Raw genomic sequence first — 15,178 nt, 5'->3', positions numbered from 1 at the left:
ATGCTTAAACTATTGATAAAATGGCTTTCTACGTCTGAACCCTCAAAAAAGTTTCGTGCCGAATTAGATCTAATGTTTTGGGGTACGCAACACTCTCGTTTTATACGCAAGCGTTTTCAACGACGTATTTTTTATGTTTACAACTGTGATGTTAGCCATTTAGCCGATATTCATCCAACGGTATTGTTTCCTCACCCTTGTGGAATTGTTATCGGTTCGCAAGCAAAAGTGGAAAAAGGATGTCGAATTTATCAACAAGTCACGATTGGCAGCAACTTTGACTCCGATAACTCAATGGCCCACGTGTCAGAAAATACTTACATTGGCAGTGGAGCAAAGGTTATTGGCGGGATTTCAATTGGTAAGAATTGTTACGTTGGAGCAAATGCGGTCATCACAAAAAACGTGGCTGATAACAGCTCGATAGTGGGCAATAATAAAAGTATTACGGCTAGAAAGCCTCAATTAGAGAAAGAATAGCAATGACTTCAATATTAAACCTGATTGGCCGAACTGAGGCTTTGTTTGATCAAGACATTCAGCATCATGAATCTGAACTGTCACGCATTGTTTCTGCGTCAAGTTTCCTTGTTCTGGGTGGAGCTGGCTCTATCGGACAAGCGGTAACTAAAGAGATTTTTAAACGTAACCCTAAGAAGCTACATGTTGTCGATATTAGTGAAAACAATATGGTAGAGCTTGTTCGAGATATCCGTAGCTCATTTGGTTATATTGATGGTGACTTCCAAACATTTGCTTTGGACATTGGTTCTCTGGAGTACGATGCATTCATTAAAGCCGATGGTAAGTTCGATTATGTATTGAACCTATCTGCGCTTAAGCATGTTAGAAGTGAAAAAGATCCTTATACACTGATGCGCATGATCGATGTGAATGTTTTTAATACCGACAAAACGATCCAGCAGTCTATTGATGCTGGTGCGAAAAAGTACTTCTGTGTTTCAACTGATAAAGCTGCAAACCCAGTCAATATGATGGGAGCATCCAAACGTATTATGGAAATGTTCCTGATGCGTAAAAGCGAGCAAATGGCAATCTCAACTGCTCGATTTGCAAATGTGGCATTCTCTGATGGCTCGCTACTTCACGGATTTAACCAACGTATCCAAAAGCGCCAACCTATCGTGGCTCCAAACGACATCAAGCGTTACTTTGTTACTCCTCAAGAGTCGGGAGAACTATGTTTAATGTCTTGTATCTTTGGCGAAAACCGAGACATTTTCTTCCCGAAACTAAGTGAAGCTCTACATCTTATTTCGTTTGCAGATATCGCGGTGAAATACCTAGAGCAACTTGGTTTTGAACCTCACCTATGTGAAACAGAAGAAGAAGCTCGTCAACTTGCACATACGCTTCCAGAGCAGGGTAAGTGGCCATGTTTGTTTACTGCAAGTGATACAACGGGTGAAAAAGACTTCGAAGAGTTTTTTACAGATAAAGAAGAGCTGGATATGTCTCGATTCGAAAATCTGGGCATCATCAAAAATGAACCTCTTTATGAGCAAGAGCTTCTTACTTTGTTTGAAAACAGCATCTCTGAGATGAAAGATGAGCGAGCTTGGACTAAAGAGCAGATTGTGAAACTGTTCTTTACCATGATCCCTGATTTTGGGCACAAAGAAACGGGTAAATACCTCGATAGCAAGATGTAAGTGGAGCATTCAATGAAAGCGACATCTATTGTTGAATTTGTGAGAGATACTTACAAAACTGACGAATTTATTCCCTTACATGCACCGACTTTCGATGGCAACGAAAAAGCGTACGTAATGGAAACGATTGAAAGTACATTTGTTTCTAGCGTCGGTAAGTTTGTTGATGATTTTGAGAAAAAAATTGAAGCTTACACTGGTACCGCCAAAGCAGTAGCGACAGTGAATGGCACTGCAGCATTGCATGCTGCATTGTACATGGCTGATGTTCAAAGAGGTGACCTGGTTATTACGCAAGCTTTGACTTTTGTTGCAACTTGCAATGCTCTTTATCATATGGGGGCTGAGCCTGTTTTTCTGGATGTATCTCCAGTGAGTTTAGGGTTGTGCCCTAAGGCTGTGGATACATTTTTAGAAGAGAATGCTGAAGTTACAGATGCGGGGTGTATCCATAAAAAAACAGGTCGAAGAATCAAAGCCGTTGTACCAATGCACACGTTTGGTCACCCTGTAGAGCTTGATGAACTGGTTGTCGTTTGCTTGAAATGGAACATTACGTTGGTTGAAGATGCCGCAGAAAGCCTAGGCTCGTTCTATAAGGGCAAGCACACCGGTACTATTGGTGATTTTGGTGCTGTCAGCTTCAATGGTAATAAGATCATCACCACAGGCGGTGGCGGCATGGTGTTATGTAAGACTCAAGAATTAGGTGCGCGAACTAAGCATGTCACTACGACAGCAAAAGTTCCTCATCCGTATGAGTTCTTCCATGATGAACCTGGTTTCAACTATCGTATGCCAAACCTGAATGCAGCTCTAGGATGTGCTCAGATGGAAGTTATCGAGCAGTACCTAAAACAAAAGAGATTGCTTGCCGAAGGTTACAAGGACTTTTTTAAAGGTTCAGACACCAAGTTTGTCACTGAACCTGAGTATGCGCAGTCAAACTATTGGTTAAATGCGATCATTTGCACGGATAAAGAAAGCCGCGAAGAGATCCTCAGTGTCACAAATGATTCTGGAGTGATGACTCGGCCAATTTGGCAACTTATGCATAGATTGCCTATGTTTGAGAATTCAATACGTGGTGACCTAACGTATTCTGAATTTATTGAGGCTCACTTAGTTAACTTGCCTAGTACTCCAATAATAAGTGAATAAGTATGAAGAAACGAATTCTTACAGAAGCAGCTGGTAGCCCGGTTAGTGCCTATATGATTAAGGCTATTCAACAGTCTGGTCATATTGCTGTGGCATCGGATATCTCAGTAAATTGTGCTGCAAAAGTGTTGGCAGATGATTTTGTTATTTTTCCAAAGAAAAATGACCCAAATTTATGGGACAAAGTTGAGCAATGTTTGGTTGAGAGCAAAATAGATGTTGTTATTCCCTCCTTCGATGAAATGCTTAATGGTTGGGCAGAGCGAAAAACAAAGCTCGAGGCTTTAGGTATAAAAGTACTTATTTCACCAGTAGAAACTATACGAGTCTTTCAAGATAAGTGGAAAACAGCAGAATTTTTTGCGAGTAATGACTTACCATGTGCTAAGTCATCTCTTGAACCAATTTATCCTTTAGTCAAACCCCGCTTTGGTAGAGGTAGCGTTGGTATTTTTATCGAACACGATGAAGAAAAACGACGTTCTAAGTTCACTGAAGATGATATATCTCAAACTGTACTTCAGGGAGAGGAATACACAGTTGACTGTCTATTTGATGCGGATAACAAACCAGTATACATCGTCCCGAGGAAACGGCTTGGAGTTATAAATGGCAAATCAACCGGTGGGGTTGTAGTACAAAACTCGATCATAGAGAGAGAAGTTACTCGTTTGGCAAAATGCATTGAGTTTATTGGCCCCATTAATATTCAGTGTTTTCTTGATGGTGAAGAACTTTATTTTGTCGAAGTGAACCCAAGAATCGCTGGTGGCATGGCTCTAGGCTTTGCTGCGACAACAAACTGGATTCCTCACTTTATCAATATATTACAAGGTAATAGCGTTTCGGAATGTGATTTGAATGTTAAGTGGGGAATGAAAATGTTCCGTGCTTATGAGGAGTTTTTTACTCAATGAAACAGTTAGTGATCTTGGATCTTGATGACACGATTTATAGTGAAAGAGATTACTTCTCTGGTGTTTTTTCGTCCTATGAGCAAGCTAACGAATTAGATAGCGGCTCTCTGCTTCGAGCATTTGACTCTATAAATAGGAAAGAAAGTCGAGATATATTGAGAGAAGCGTTAACAATGGCTTCTAGCTATACTCCACAAAATCATGACTTACTCTTTTTACTCTATAGCACAGCTGAATTCGCAATAAATTTGCCACAATCCTCTTCCCGCTTTTTAGAAATATTAAAAAGCAATCAAATTAGCACCGCAGTCCTCACTAATGGTGTAGTGGATGTTCAGAAGAATAAAGTTCGTAATTTAGGGCTTGAAGCGCATGTAGATAAAGTGTTTTATGCTAGGGAGAACTCTGAGAAGTATGAAAAGCCAGATATTAGATGCTTCCAGAATGTATTGGAGTTTTTTGATTGTAAACCAGAAAATGCATTAATGATTGGCGATAGTTATAACAATGACTATTTAGGGGGGCGAAATGCTCAGATCGCCTCATTATGGTTGCACGGAAATAACTCAGAATCAATTCAGGTATTAGAGGAAGCAATTCCCTTTATTTTTGGAACAAAACAATGAAGAAAATTAAGCGTATTTTAGCGGTAACTGGTATTCGTTCAGAATACGATATTCTTTACCCTGTAATTAAGCGGTTCGCTGATAGTGATGATTTTGAGCTAAAAGTCGTAGTTTCTGGCGCTCACCTCTCCGATTGGCATGGTAGTACCATTGACCGTGTTGAAAGTGATGGTTTTGAAATTGCAGATCGTATTGATACTTTGTTTACCACTAACCGTTCGACACAACGTAGCAAAGCGGTTGCCCAGTTAATTTCAGGCCTAACTCAGACTGTAGAGAGAGAGAAACCAGATCTACTTCTTGTGGTTGGAGATCGAGAAGAAAGCATTGCTACCGCAATTGTAGGGAACTATATGGATGTAGTTGTTGCTCATATAGGAGGTGGAGACCCTGTCTGGGGAAATGCGGATGATCCTATTCGTATGGCAGTGAGTAAACTCGCACATATTCATTTTACAACTGCTCAACCATACTCAAAAAATTTGGTAAGTATGGGGGAAGATGAGTGGCGAATTTCTTTCTGCGGTACGCCGGGGCTAGATAATATCACTAATGAGCCTCAACTTAGTATGGCCGATGTTTCTAATTTTATCGGCTCCGAGCTATCTGACTATATTGTTGTTTTGAAACACCCGTTATCTTCTGAGCATGAGAGTGCTTATGAGCAAATGACGTCTACGTTAAAGGCTATTGATAAAGTGTGTCAAGATAAGGGGTTAAAAGCAGTTTGTATTACACCTAATAGTGATCCAGGTTCGTATGAGATTATTCAGGCATACAAAGAGTTTGAATCTGACAGAATTTTGCTTCAACAAACGTTGCCTCGCTCGATATTTGTCAATCTTCTACGAAATGCGAAAGCTCTTGTCGGCAATTCAAGCATGGGAATTCTTGAAGCTCCAATGTATAAACTTCCAGTAGTGAATGTAGGGCATAGACAACGAGGACGCTTGAATGCTGGTAATGTTAAATTTGTTAGTTATCAAGAAAGTGACATCGTTTCTGCTATCGAACAAGCTGTCTTTGACATCAAATATCGCAACTATATTGCCAATCTAGACAATCCATATGGTAGTGGTCAAGCTGCTGATATTATTGAAAATTTCATTAGGGATGTTGACCTTTCGGATACTAAGTGGTTAGTGAAAGAGAAGCTTGTTTAGTTAAAACTGAAAGGTAAAAGATGAATAAATCTGTGCTAATTGTTGCTCCTCATGCTGATGACGAGACATTGGGATGTGGAGGGACGATCTTAAGACTTGTTGAAGAAGGCTATCAAGTTCATTGGTTACTAGTTACGGGCATGAGCGAAGAATCTGGCTTTTCACAAGAACAAATTAAGAAACGTAATGAAGAAATACATTCTGTTTTTCATGAGTACCAATTTTCAAGTGTCCATCAGTTAAATTTTCCGCCGGCTAAACTAGAAACAATACCCAAAGGGGAGTTAGTTGGTGCTATCTGTAAAGTGGTAGGAAAGGTTAGGCCGGAGCAAGTATTTACAGTGTATCGCAATGATGCCCACAGTGACCATGAGATTGTTTTTGATGCGGTGGCGTCTGCAACGAAAACCTTCCGCTATCCGTTTGTAAAGAAAGTTTATGCTTACGAAACGATATCTGAAACAGATTTTGGCATGAAACCTGAGGATGGCGGCTTTCGTCCAAATGTTTTCATTAATATTGAAAAGCATTTGGATAGAAAGCTCGATATTTTAGATATATTTGAATCGGAAGTGGGGGCTTTTCCATTTCCAAGAAGCCGAAAGGCATTGAATGCACTTGCGACTATTCGTGGAGTACAAGCTGGTTCTCAGGCTGCAGAGGCATTCATGTTATTAAAAGAGGTTATATGAAAACTCTTATTATTGCAGAAGCTGGCGTGAATCATAATGGTGATGAGGCTCTTGCGTTTAAACTCGTTGATGCAGCTCACGAGGCAGGTGCAGATGTAGTCAAATTTCAAACGTTTAAAGCTAAAAATTTGGTGACGGAAACAGCAAAGCAAGCTGAATATCAAGTGAACAATATGAAGTCTGAAGAGTCGCAATTATCGATGCTTAGTCGCTTGGAACTTTCCTATGAAGCGCATCATGCTTTGATAGCTCATAGTGAAAAGCTTGGTATTGAGTTTCTTTCCACTGCTTTTGATAGTGAAAGTTTGAGCTTTCTGACTAATGACTTGAAGCTTAAGAAGTTAAAAATTCCTTCTGGTGAAATCACCAATGCTCCCTTAGTTCTAGAGCATGCTCGTACTGGTTGCGATCTTATCGTATCGACAGGGTTAGCGACTTTAGCTGAAGTGGAAGCGACCTTAGGTGTTATTGCTTTTGGTTATACCGCTGCTGCTAATGCAGAGCCATCGCAGCAAGCTTTCAGCGAAGCCTATGCGTCTCCGGAAGGTCAAGCAGCATTGCAAAGCAAAGTAACCTTATTGCACTGTACCACAGAATATCCTGCGCCATTTGATGAAATTAATTTGAGAGCTATGGATACATTGGGCCGAAGTTTTGGTGTTCTCGCCGGTTACTCGGATCATAGTGAAGGTATTGCTATTCCTATTGCTGCTGTCGCAAAGGGGGCCGTTATAGTTGAGAAGCACTTTACACTAGATAAGGAAATGGAAGGGCCGGATCATAAAGCGTCCCTAAACCCTAAAGAGTTGAAGGCAATGGTCTCAGCTATCAGACAAGTTGAGCAAGCGCTAGGTAATGGTGTAAAGGTACCGACGGCGTCTGAATTGAAAAATAAAACTGTAGCTCGAAAGAGCTTAGTTGCACAGAGGGATATTCAGCAAGGTGAAACCTTTGATAACGATAACCTCAGTGTAAAAAGACCGGGGGAAGGTATGAGTCCTTATGAGTATTGGAGCGTTCTTGGGAAAATAGCACATCGAAGTTATAAGGCGGGAGAGCTCATCCGTGAGTAAACTGTGCCCACTAATCATTATTGGTGGTGGAGGTCATGCTAGTGTCTTAGTGGATATCCTTATAAGACAAAATAGGACAATTAAAGCGGTTATCAGTCCAGATTGTATTAGAAGTCGACGAGTCTTTCGCGAGATTTTGCGACTAAAATCTGATTCTGATATTGAATCATATGCTCCTAGAGATGTGTTGTTGGTTAACGGCATAGGCCCTAGTCCGCGTCTCAATGTTAGGCAAGAAATAAATAACTACTTTATTGAAAAAGGCTATCAGTTTGAAACTGTAATATCTGATAGTGCCCAAGTTTCATCCCATGCTGTATTAAGTGAAGGTGTTCAAATACTGCAGGGAGCGATTGTACAAGCAGGGGTGCTTATTGGTGAGCACTCAATTATAAATACTGGTGCAATTGTTGAGCATGATAGCTGTCTTGGTTCTTACAATCATGTTGCACCTAATGCTACATTGTGCGGACAGGTGGCGACGGGGCAAAATGTATACGTCGGTGCTGGAGCTGTAGTTATCAATAACATGACCATTGGGACTAATTCGGTAGTGGGGGCTGGGGCAACTTTGACTAGTTCATTAGGTGCTGGGCGAACATGCTACCCCTCTCGGGCGTTAATTAAATAAATATCAGGTGTGTTATGAGTCATTGTTGGAAGAGCGTGTTAATTGAACCGTCAGCAACACTATTAGAGGCGTTGGAAGTTATCAATAAGGAGGCCCTACGAATAGCGATTGTTGTTGGTGATAAAAATAAGTTGCTTGGAGTTTTGACTGATGGTGATATTCGAAGAGGGCTATTACAAAATTTACCTCTAACGACAAGTGTCGTTGAAGTCATGAGTGTATCTCCAATAACGGCGAGAATAGGGACTTCTGGTGAAGAGTTAGCCGAGTTGATGGAGTCCAAGGGAATCTTATCTATTCCCCTTATAGATAGTAATGGTGCGGTCGTGGGGCTCGAAACGCTCCAACATGCTTTGAGTAAGCCTAAAAGAAATAATCCCGTATTCATTATGGCAGGCGGCTTTGGAACGCGTCTACGGCCTTTAACAGATAAATGCCCTAAACCTATGTTGAAAATAGGTGACAAGCCTATTTTGGAGACGGTAATTCGAAGTTTTATTAAAGCTGGCTTCGTTAACTTCTATATTTCGACGCATTACATGCCAGAACAAATTAAAGCCCATTTTGGTGATGGTCAGTCATTTGGAGTCTCTATCAGTTATGTTCATGAAGATGAACCATTGGGTACCGGGGGAGCTCTCGGCTTGCTGCCGAAAGATTTACCTAAAGATCTGCCTTTGATTATGATGAATGGTGATGTGTTAACGAAAGTTGACTTCCAACGACTGCTGGATTTTCACATCGAAAATGATGCAGATGCGACAATGTGTGTTCGGGAGTATGACTACCAGATTCCCTATGGTGTAATTAATGGCGAGGGGAATAAAATCACGAGTATGATCGAGAAGCCAATCCAAAGGTTTTTTGTTAATGCGGGTATATATGTCGTTTCACCTCGCGTGATTCGCTCTGTTCCAAAAAACTATCATATTGATATGCCTACTTTACTCGAAGAGCACATGCGCCAGAGAGAAAAGGTGTTAATGTTCCCCATTCATGAGTATTGGTTAGATATAGGCCGCATGGATGATTTTAATCGAGCACAAGCAGACATACATAGCTTAGGAATGTTCTAATGATTCATGGAAAAAAAGTTGTTGCGTTTATTCCAGCCAGAGGTGGTAGTAAGCGCCTCCCTAGAAAGAATGTACTTCATTTGGCCAATAAACCATTGATTGAATGGTCTATAAATGCGGCTCAAAATAGTAGTTTTGTTGATGAAATTTTGGTCAGTACTGACGATGAAGAAATTGCGAGTATTAGCTCAAAAGTAGGTGCTACAGTTCCAGGGCTTAGACCTTCAGAGCTAGCGTCAGATACGGCCAAAACTGAATCAGCTTTATTTTATACACTTGAAAGCTTTGCACAAGATGCTGATATTGTTGTTGTATTGCAACCAACGTCGCCTTTGCGAACATCGGAACACATAGATCAAGCATTAGACCTGTTCTGCACTAAAAAAGCATTTTCGGTCGTATCTGTAACGCCATGCGAGCATCCTCCACTTTGGGCTAATACCCTACCAGAGGACTACTCTATGGAAAACTTTTTACGCCCAGAAGCCTTACAACGTTCTCAAGACCTCGGTGCATATTATCGGTTGAATGGTGCTATTTATATATTTGATGTCAGCAAGCTAAAAGCATTTGGTGATATTCGTTATACCTCTGAATCCTACGCCTATATCATGGATAACTACGACTCTGTAGATATAGATAATAAAATTGATTTTGAGATTGCAGAGTTTTTTATGAAGAAGCGTAATGAGTAAAGTTTTTTACGTTGATTTTTTTTAGCTGCTTTCTTAGCTCAGTCTGAAAAATTTTGTCCGGATGTGTATCTGATAGAGTGTAAATCGGCATATCCGGATAAAGTAATCTACATGTAAACATTACTGTTGAAAATGTTCCGATAAGTGCGGAGAGCTTTATATTTTTGTCTATAAGTTCAATCTCCAAAGGGTACTCACCACGATGATAAGTAATATAGTCTAAATTCATCAGTGCTTCTTTTACCTCATTTCTTTCTGTGCGATGAGGGAAATAAATGATTTTGGAATTAGCTAGCTTAGCTAGAGTTTCAAGCTCTTCAAGATATTCCCTGACAGACTTCTGGTTTTTATCGCCAACAGCCCCTTGACCTATAAAGCCTAATGCAGCCGAAGTGTCAAAAAGAGCGGGGTGTCCATAAGAGTGTTTTAATCTGACCAAATCATTCTTATGTATGGGTACATGCGCTCGTTCTAAATTAAATAGTGTGAATACCTCTAACGATCTCGATTGCGGTAGGTGCCCAACAGGTTTCAGTCCATGAAGTCTTATAATGAAATCTTGGATTAATCTTGGCCTATGGAAGCTCGCTTTGGGTAAGATGAATTTATTATACTCAGATAGGGTAAGAGTGCCATCATCAAAGTAAACTTCTTTTTTAATTAGTAAGTTACGAGATAAGAGCTTGGTCCACCAGGCGTTATATTCTGCATAAAAAAATCTTTCTAAGTATGCTCCTTTTGGCATTAACTCTTTTATTTTTTTGATTGCTTTTGGAACACTAAAGCTACGATTGTTACGTTCAATTTCGATAACTGCGGCCCAATCTTCTTTTTTAACGAGTTTGTTCTGTTGCTCTAAGCCATGTTTACTTTTTTGATTTACTAATAGAAGTATTGATTCTTTACAAGAAAAATATTCTTTAGCTTCTAAAGCACAAACATATTGTAGTGGTGAGGTGACTAGAAATAAATTCATGGAACTACCGCGTAATGAGATTTAATGATTTACTGATCACATTCTTGTTGTTTTTCAAGGTAAGAGCAGCGTTTTCTAACATTGTAACTCGCTCTTCTTCACAATCTATCAAATTTACCACTTGAATCGATAGGGAGAGTCCTGCGTTGGCGAGCTTTATTGCTTTTTTTTCAATTAGATCTTCAACAATTTCTTTAAAATTATAGTAGCTCGGCCCAGTGATGACCGGCACACCTAAAGCCGCAGGCTCTAGAACATTATGCCCACCAACTTTATCGCCAATCAAACTACCACCCATAAAGCAAATGTCGGCTGATCCAATCAAGGTAAGCATCTCACCCATGGTGTCTCCAAGGTAAACTTGGGTCGACTCCGTTATTTCTGTTCGGCTTGTGCGTCGAGCGGCTTCAAAACCTAGCTTTTGGCACAGCTCAAATACATTATCGAATCGCTCCGGATGGCGAGGAACAAGGATTAAAAGTGCGTTCGGGTGAGATTCTAAGATTTTCTTGTGAGCTTCTAGCATTTGCTCATCTTCGCCTTTATGAGTGCTGGCAGCTATCCAAATCGGGCGCTCTAATCCAAGGGCATCTCTTAGCGCTTTAGCTTTTTCTTTTACGTCGTCCGATATTTGGATATCAAACTTTATCGAGCCAGTAACAAAAAGTTTGTTTTTCTCGATACCTAAACGTTCGAAACGCCCAGCATCTGACTCCGTCTGGCAAAGGAGTTTATCTATGCATGGATGTAGGAGGTCAAACAGTGGCTGCACTTTTGCGTAGTTCCTACACGACTTTTCAGAGAGGCGAGCGTTGACCACTATGATAGGGATTCCTGCATCGTGGACAGTATTAAGCGTGTTTGGCCAAAGCTCGGTTTCGATTATCAACATTTGCTTTGGGCGTATTGCCTTTATAAAGCCTTTCACGGCAAAACCAAAATCGATAGGCATATAGCGGTGTTCCACTAAGTCGCCCAACTTAGCAATTTGTTCCGCACCAGTACTGGTTGTGGTGGTGACCAAAATAGGTTGGGTTGGTTTTTGCTTTTTCAACTCTTTAATGAGTGGGATAGCGGCGATGCTTTCACCTACCGAAACCGCATGAATCCAAATAGGGCGCTCAGTTGTCTCTAGCTTTGGGGTTATACCAAAATGCTCTTTCCATCGTTGACCAAATTTGGGCTTGTTCGGTTTACTTTTATATAAACCAAACAATAGGAAAGGGGAGGCAAGGGCAAGCAGCAATGTGTAAAAAATGCGAATTAGCATGAACTTACCGTTATCGCTTCAAGTTTTTGGATGCTGTCTAGCACCTGTTTTGGTGATAAGTCAGTTAAACACTTAAGGTGCTTGAACTCACACTCACGCTTAAAGCATGGGCGGCAGTCAATATCGGTGTGAACAATTTCTACCTTTTCCGCAAGCGGTGGTGTGTACTTTGGTGAGGTTGAGCCATAGACTGCAACAACATTACAGCCAACAGCTGCCGCTACGTGCATAAGACCAGAGTCATTAGCTACAACAGTCTGACATGCCGCCAGCAGATCAACGGCTTCAATCAAGCTGGTTTGACCAGCGAGAACGTGAATTCTCTGTTGAAGCTCAGCCGGCACGAGCTGCTTGATGTTATTACAGGTATCAAGGTCCTTTTGAGAACCAAACAGCCATACTTGATGGCCGCTAGCCGCCATTTGAGTAGCGACTTCAGCATAATGTGTTTCTGGCCACTTTTTAGCAGGGCCAAATTCGGCACCTGGACACAACCCTATGACAGGGAGCGTTTGGTCCAGAGAGAATTTGTTAAGCGTCTCTTGCTGAGTCTTTTTATCGATAGACAAGCTAGGTCTAGGAAGTGTTTCTAAGCCTCCCAGAGAGGACGAATCCAACATTTCAGCCTTAGGGTAGGCTAACGCGACATAACGCTCTACCATGTATTGGAAAGACTTTTTGTTAGGGCGAAGATCATTGAGTAGCCCATAACGCATTTCACCTTTCCAACCTGTACGCTGTGGGATGTTTGCAAACCAAGGCATCAAAGCAGACTTAGCTGAATTTGGCAGTACGTAAGCATGATCGTATTGCTTTTCACGCAGTGACTTACCAATCTCTCTGCGGCCAAGAAGATTGAACTCACCATGACCAAGAGGCATCTCAATCGCTTGATGGATCTCAGGCATACGCTCGAGGATCGGTTTACACCAGCCTGGAGCAATCACATCAATTTGGCTTTCTGGATGTTGTCGCTTTAAAACGATGTACAGTGATTGTGACATCACCATATCGCCAACCCAAGACGGGCCGATAATTAAGATTTTTTTCATTTGCTTATTTGCCAGTCAGTGTTGTATCTCGGCTTGAATAGGTTGTAATAGTTATTGCCGTCTTCTTGAGAGTGCAGAAGTTGTAGCACCCACATGTATTGTTCTGGTTTATTTGCGACAAAGTACTCGATTGCTTGATTACAAGTGCGAGCGTCTTGTTCTTCGCCTTTATCTAGCTCAAACGCCGGTAAGATTTCGATATCAAACGTACCATCTTCTGTGTTCATAGAAGCAAACATAGGTAACACTTTAGCGCGTGATAGTTTGGCAATTTTACCTAAACCAGGAAGCGTTGCTTTTCTGGTGGCAAAGAAATCGACAAAAACGCTGTGTTCAGGACCATGATCCTGATCGGGTAAGTAATAGCCAATGTAACCGTCACGAACTGATCTCAAAAACGGCTTAACACCAGCAGAGCGCTCATAAACGCGACCGCCATATTGCACACGTTGTTCGTGCATTAGCCAATCTGCCACTTCATTTTTCTGCTTTTTTGCCATCGCAGAGACGGGCATTCCCATCGAAGCAAGCAATACCGCGGGAATATCAATTGCCCATGAGTGTGGAACCATCAAAATGACTTTCTCATCATTGTCGATGTGTTTTTGAAGGATGTCTAAACCTCGGATCTGGCAACGCTGCTGTAACCATTTAGATGAACGTAAGCTAAGTAAGCTGAAACGGAAAAAGAACAATGCCGCGGTATAAAGCGTTTTTTCAATCAGTGCTTCGCGCTCTTCAAATGATTTCTCTGGGAAGCACAGTTCGAAGTTGACACGAGCTCGGTGAGCCGGACCTTTGTGCGATTTAGCCAGTTTCTTTGCGATAGTTTTTGCTAGCCATTTTTGAACCGCTAAAGGTAATAAAGCAAGCGGCAAAGAAAGGACAACGCCTATCCACGTACCCCAATACTTCGGCGCTAAAAAGTGGCGCTCAAATTCAGGGTTATAAGCTTTAGGATCGAAATCATCACGTTGATTAGTCATGAAGTTTTAAGTACCTATATTTTTGGAGAGAGGCGAGTGGAGGTATGTAGAAATGATACTAGTAATAATATCAGAGTAAAGGTGGTAGAGAGTTAACTACCACCTTTGTGGGGCATTAACGGTTTTGAATCGCTAGGTATTCAGCAACACCTTTTGCTACCGTTTTGAATTCTACATCACAGCCGGCAGCACGAAGCTTAGTCAGGTCGGCTTGCGTGAATTCTTGGTAAGCGCCTTTTAGGTGCTCAGGGAACGGAATATTCTCAACCTCACCTTTACCGTGGTGTTTGATAGCTGCCTGTGCGACTTCGTTGAAAGACTCCGCGCGGCCAGTACCGCAGTTGAAGATGCCAGAAACACCATTTTCAAGGAACCAAAGGTTTACTTTGCATACATCGCCAACGTAAACGAAATCACGTTTAAAGTGACCACTACCTTCAAATAACTTAGGGTTTTCACCAGCGTTGATTTGGTTGTTCAGGTGGAAAGCTACCGATGCCATGCTACCTTTGTGATCTTCACGTGGACCGTACACATTGAAGTAGCGGAAACCAGTGATTTGAGAAAGCTGCTCGCCATGATCCTCTGCGTCTTTCCATAGACGGCGTACATAGTTATCAAACTGTTGTTTTGAATAACCGTATACGTTAAGTGCACCTTCGTATTCACGCTCTTCAACAAACGTTTCTGTCTCACCGTATGTCGCAGCTGATGACGCGTATAGGAATGGAATTTCACGATCTAGACAGTAATGAAGCAACTCTTTTGAGTACTCATAGTTGTTTAGCATCATGTACTTGCCGTCCCACTCAGTTGTTGCAGAACAAGCACCTTCATGGAAGATTGCTTCGATAGGGCCGAAGTCATCACCCGCCATGATTTGGGTAAGGAAGTCATCACGATCCATGTAATCAGTGATATCAAGATCAACTAAGTTTTTAAACTTCTTGCCATTTTTTAGGTTGTCGACAACCAGAATATCGTTAATACCTGCTTCGTTCAGAGCTTTAACAATGTTGCTGCCGATCATGCCAGCACCACCAGTTACGATGATCATAAGACTTCCACCATAGATTAAAATTTTCTCAGGAAGTTTAGCAGAGTTAAGCCTTTAGGTGCTAGTACTAGGGGAAGTCGTTGTCACTAGGCAAACAAAAAGGAAGCCGAAGCTTCCTTTGTATTAGTTA

Annotated in this window: 16 protein-coding genes; 11 read left to right on the top strand and 5 right to left on the bottom strand. The window is 41.4% G+C overall.

Annotated elements, in window-relative coordinates:
* From VJL_RS07530 to VJL_RS07480, 11 genes are read left to right on the top strand one after another with little or no spacing between them, the layout of a single operon-like run.
* Window positions 1–480 carry a serine acetyltransferase gene (locus VJL_RS07530; protein WP_038876923.1) on the top strand — a complete coding sequence of 160 codons (480 nt, stop codon included), beginning with the start codon at window positions 1–3 and terminating at the stop codon, window positions 478–480.
* A 2-nt stretch (window positions 481–482) separates the two neighbouring features.
* Window positions 483–1,673 carry a UDP-N-acetylglucosamine 4,6-dehydratase gene (locus VJL_RS07525; protein ID WP_038876921.1) on the top strand — a complete coding sequence of 397 codons (1,191 nt, stop codon included), beginning with the start codon at window positions 483–485 and terminating at the stop codon, window positions 1,671–1,673.
* Window positions 1,674–1,685: 12 nt separating this feature from the next.
* Window positions 1,686–2,834, top strand: a complete 1,149-nt coding sequence (locus VJL_RS07520) for a LegC family aminotransferase (protein ID WP_038876918.1) — start codon at window positions 1,686–1,688, stop codon at window positions 2,832–2,834.
* A 2-nt stretch (window positions 2,835–2,836) separates the two neighbouring features.
* Entirely contained in the window at window positions 2,837–3,751 is a 915-nt protein-coding gene (locus VJL_RS07515; protein WP_038876916.1) for an ATP-grasp domain-containing protein, read from the top strand.
* Window positions 3,748–4,377, top strand: a complete 630-nt coding sequence (locus VJL_RS07510) for an HAD family hydrolase (protein ID WP_038876914.1) — start codon at window positions 3,748–3,750, stop codon at window positions 4,375–4,377. The genes VJL_RS07515 and VJL_RS07510 overlap by 4 nt, the downstream gene beginning before the upstream one ends.
* Window positions 4,374–5,540 (top strand): UDP-N-acetylglucosamine 2-epimerase, encoded by a 1,167-nt coding sequence (gene neuC, locus VJL_RS07505; RefSeq protein ID WP_173400269.1) that lies wholly within the window; start codon window positions 4,374–4,376, stop codon window positions 5,538–5,540. Before VJL_RS07510 ends, neuC begins: the two co-directional genes overlap by 4 nt.
* 20 nt (window positions 5,541–5,560) lie before the next feature.
* The gene (locus tag VJL_RS07500) at window positions 5,561–6,232 is read left to right on the top strand and encodes a PIG-L deacetylase family protein (protein ID WP_038876911.1); all 672 of its coding nucleotides are present in this window, start codon (window positions 5,561–5,563) and stop codon (window positions 6,230–6,232) included.
* Window positions 6,229–7,305 carry an N-acetylneuraminate synthase gene (gene neuB, locus VJL_RS07495; RefSeq protein WP_038876908.1) on the top strand — a complete coding sequence of 359 codons (1,077 nt, stop codon included), beginning with the start codon at window positions 6,229–6,231 and terminating at the stop codon, window positions 7,303–7,305. The genes VJL_RS07500 and neuB overlap by 4 nt, the downstream gene beginning before the upstream one ends.
* The gene (locus VJL_RS07490; protein WP_038876905.1) at window positions 7,298–7,936 is read left to right on the top strand and encodes an acetyltransferase; all 639 of its coding nucleotides are present in this window, start codon (window positions 7,298–7,300) and stop codon (window positions 7,934–7,936) included. Before neuB ends, VJL_RS07490 begins: the two co-directional genes overlap by 8 nt.
* Before the next feature lie 14 nt (window positions 7,937–7,950).
* Window positions 7,951–9,012, top strand: coding sequence for a nucleotidyltransferase family protein (locus VJL_RS07485; protein ID WP_038876902.1), 1,062 nt, complete (start codon window positions 7,951–7,953; stop codon window positions 9,010–9,012).
* Entirely contained in the window at window positions 9,012–9,707 is a 696-nt protein-coding gene (locus tag VJL_RS07480) for an acylneuraminate cytidylyltransferase family protein (RefSeq protein WP_038876899.1), read from the top strand. The genes VJL_RS07485 and VJL_RS07480 overlap by 1 nt, the downstream gene beginning before the upstream one ends.
* On the opposite strand, the gene VJL_RS07475 is transcribed toward VJL_RS07480, so the two are convergent.
* The 5 genes from VJL_RS07475 to rfaD all read right to left on the bottom strand — a co-directional run bounded on the left by VJL_RS07475 (window position 9,685) and on the right by rfaD (window position 15,048).
* The gene (locus VJL_RS07475) at window positions 9,685–10,683 is read right to left on the bottom strand and encodes a hypothetical protein (RefSeq protein ID WP_038876896.1); all 999 of its coding nucleotides are present in this window, start codon (window positions 10,681–10,683) and stop codon (window positions 9,685–9,687) included. The two genes, VJL_RS07480 and VJL_RS07475, sit on opposite strands and share 23 nt — an antisense overlap.
* Before the next feature lie 4 nt (window positions 10,684–10,687).
* Window positions 10,688–11,953, bottom strand: a complete 1,266-nt coding sequence (gene waaA / locus VJL_RS07470; RefSeq protein ID WP_038876893.1) for a lipid IV(A) 3-deoxy-D-manno-octulosonic acid transferase — start codon at window positions 11,951–11,953, stop codon at window positions 10,688–10,690.
* A complete protein-coding gene (gene waaF / locus VJL_RS07465) occupies window positions 11,947–13,005 on the bottom strand; it encodes a lipopolysaccharide heptosyltransferase II (RefSeq protein ID WP_038876890.1) in 1,059 nt (352 codons plus the stop codon). Before waaF ends, waaA begins: the two co-directional genes overlap by 7 nt.
* Window positions 13,002–13,991 (bottom strand): lauroyl-Kdo(2)-lipid IV(A) myristoyltransferase, encoded by a 990-nt coding sequence (gene lpxM, locus VJL_RS07460; RefSeq protein ID WP_038876887.1) that lies wholly within the window; start codon window positions 13,989–13,991, stop codon window positions 13,002–13,004. Before lpxM ends, waaF begins: the two co-directional genes overlap by 4 nt.
* Before the next feature lie 115 nt (window positions 13,992–14,106).
* Complete coding sequence (gene rfaD / locus VJL_RS07455; protein ID WP_038876885.1) at window positions 14,107–15,048, bottom strand: ADP-glyceromanno-heptose 6-epimerase; 942 nt, start codon at window positions 15,046–15,048, stop codon at window positions 14,107–14,109.
* Between the last annotated feature and the right edge of the window lie 130 nt (window positions 15,049–15,178).

This window comes from Vibrio jasicida CAIM 1864 = LMG 25398 (assembly GCF_000400365.1).
GTDB classification, from domain to species: Bacteria; Pseudomonadota; Gammaproteobacteria; order Enterobacterales; family Vibrionaceae; genus Vibrio; species Vibrio jasicida.
The sequence above is the reverse complement of the archived record's forward strand: the minus strand, read 5'-3'. Positions and strand labels throughout refer to the sequence as shown.

What these genes read in the sequence shown, in the direction of transcription:
- VJL_RS07530 (WP_038876923.1), top strand. Translation starts at nt 1, where the DNA reads ATGCTTAAACTATTGATAAAATGGCTTTCTACGTCTGAACCCTCAAAA.
- VJL_RS07525 (WP_038876921.1), top strand. Translation starts at nt 483, where the DNA reads ATGACTTCAATATTAAACCTGATTGGCCGAACTGAGGCTTTGTTTGAT.
- VJL_RS07520 (WP_038876918.1), top strand. Translation starts at nt 1,686, where the DNA reads ATGAAAGCGACATCTATTGTTGAATTTGTGAGAGATACTTACAAAACT.
- VJL_RS07515 (WP_038876916.1), top strand. Translation starts at nt 2,837, where the DNA reads ATGAAGAAACGAATTCTTACAGAAGCAGCTGGTAGCCCGGTTAGTGCC.
- VJL_RS07510 (WP_038876914.1), top strand. Translation starts at nt 3,748, where the DNA reads ATGAAACAGTTAGTGATCTTGGATCTTGATGACACGATTTATAGTGAA.
- neuC (WP_173400269.1), top strand. Translation starts at nt 4,374, where the DNA reads ATGAAGAAAATTAAGCGTATTTTAGCGGTAACTGGTATTCGTTCAGAA.
- VJL_RS07500 (WP_038876911.1), top strand. Translation starts at nt 5,561, where the DNA reads ATGAATAAATCTGTGCTAATTGTTGCTCCTCATGCTGATGACGAGACA.
- neuB (WP_038876908.1), top strand. Translation starts at nt 6,229, where the DNA reads ATGAAAACTCTTATTATTGCAGAAGCTGGCGTGAATCATAATGGTGAT.
- VJL_RS07485 (WP_038876902.1), top strand. Translation starts at nt 7,951, where the DNA reads ATGAGTCATTGTTGGAAGAGCGTGTTAATTGAACCGTCAGCAACACTA.
- VJL_RS07480 (WP_038876899.1), top strand. Translation starts at nt 9,012, where the DNA reads ATGATTCATGGAAAAAAAGTTGTTGCGTTTATTCCAGCCAGAGGTGGT.
- VJL_RS07475 (WP_038876896.1), bottom strand. Translation starts at nt 10,683, where the DNA reads ATGAATTTATTTCTAGTCACCTCACCACTACAATATGTTTGTGCTTTA.
- waaA (WP_038876893.1), bottom strand. Translation starts at nt 11,953, where the DNA reads ATGCTAATTCGCATTTTTTACACATTGCTGCTTGCCCTTGCCTCCCCT.
- waaF (WP_038876890.1), bottom strand. Translation starts at nt 13,005, where the DNA reads ATGAAAAAAATCTTAATTATCGGCCCGTCTTGGGTTGGCGATATGGTG.
- lpxM (WP_038876887.1), bottom strand. Translation starts at nt 13,991, where the DNA reads ATGACTAATCAACGTGATGATTTCGATCCTAAAGCTTATAACCCTGAA.
- rfaD (WP_038876885.1), bottom strand. Translation starts at nt 15,048, where the DNA reads ATGATCATCGTAACTGGTGGTGCTGGCATGATCGGCAGCAACATTGTT.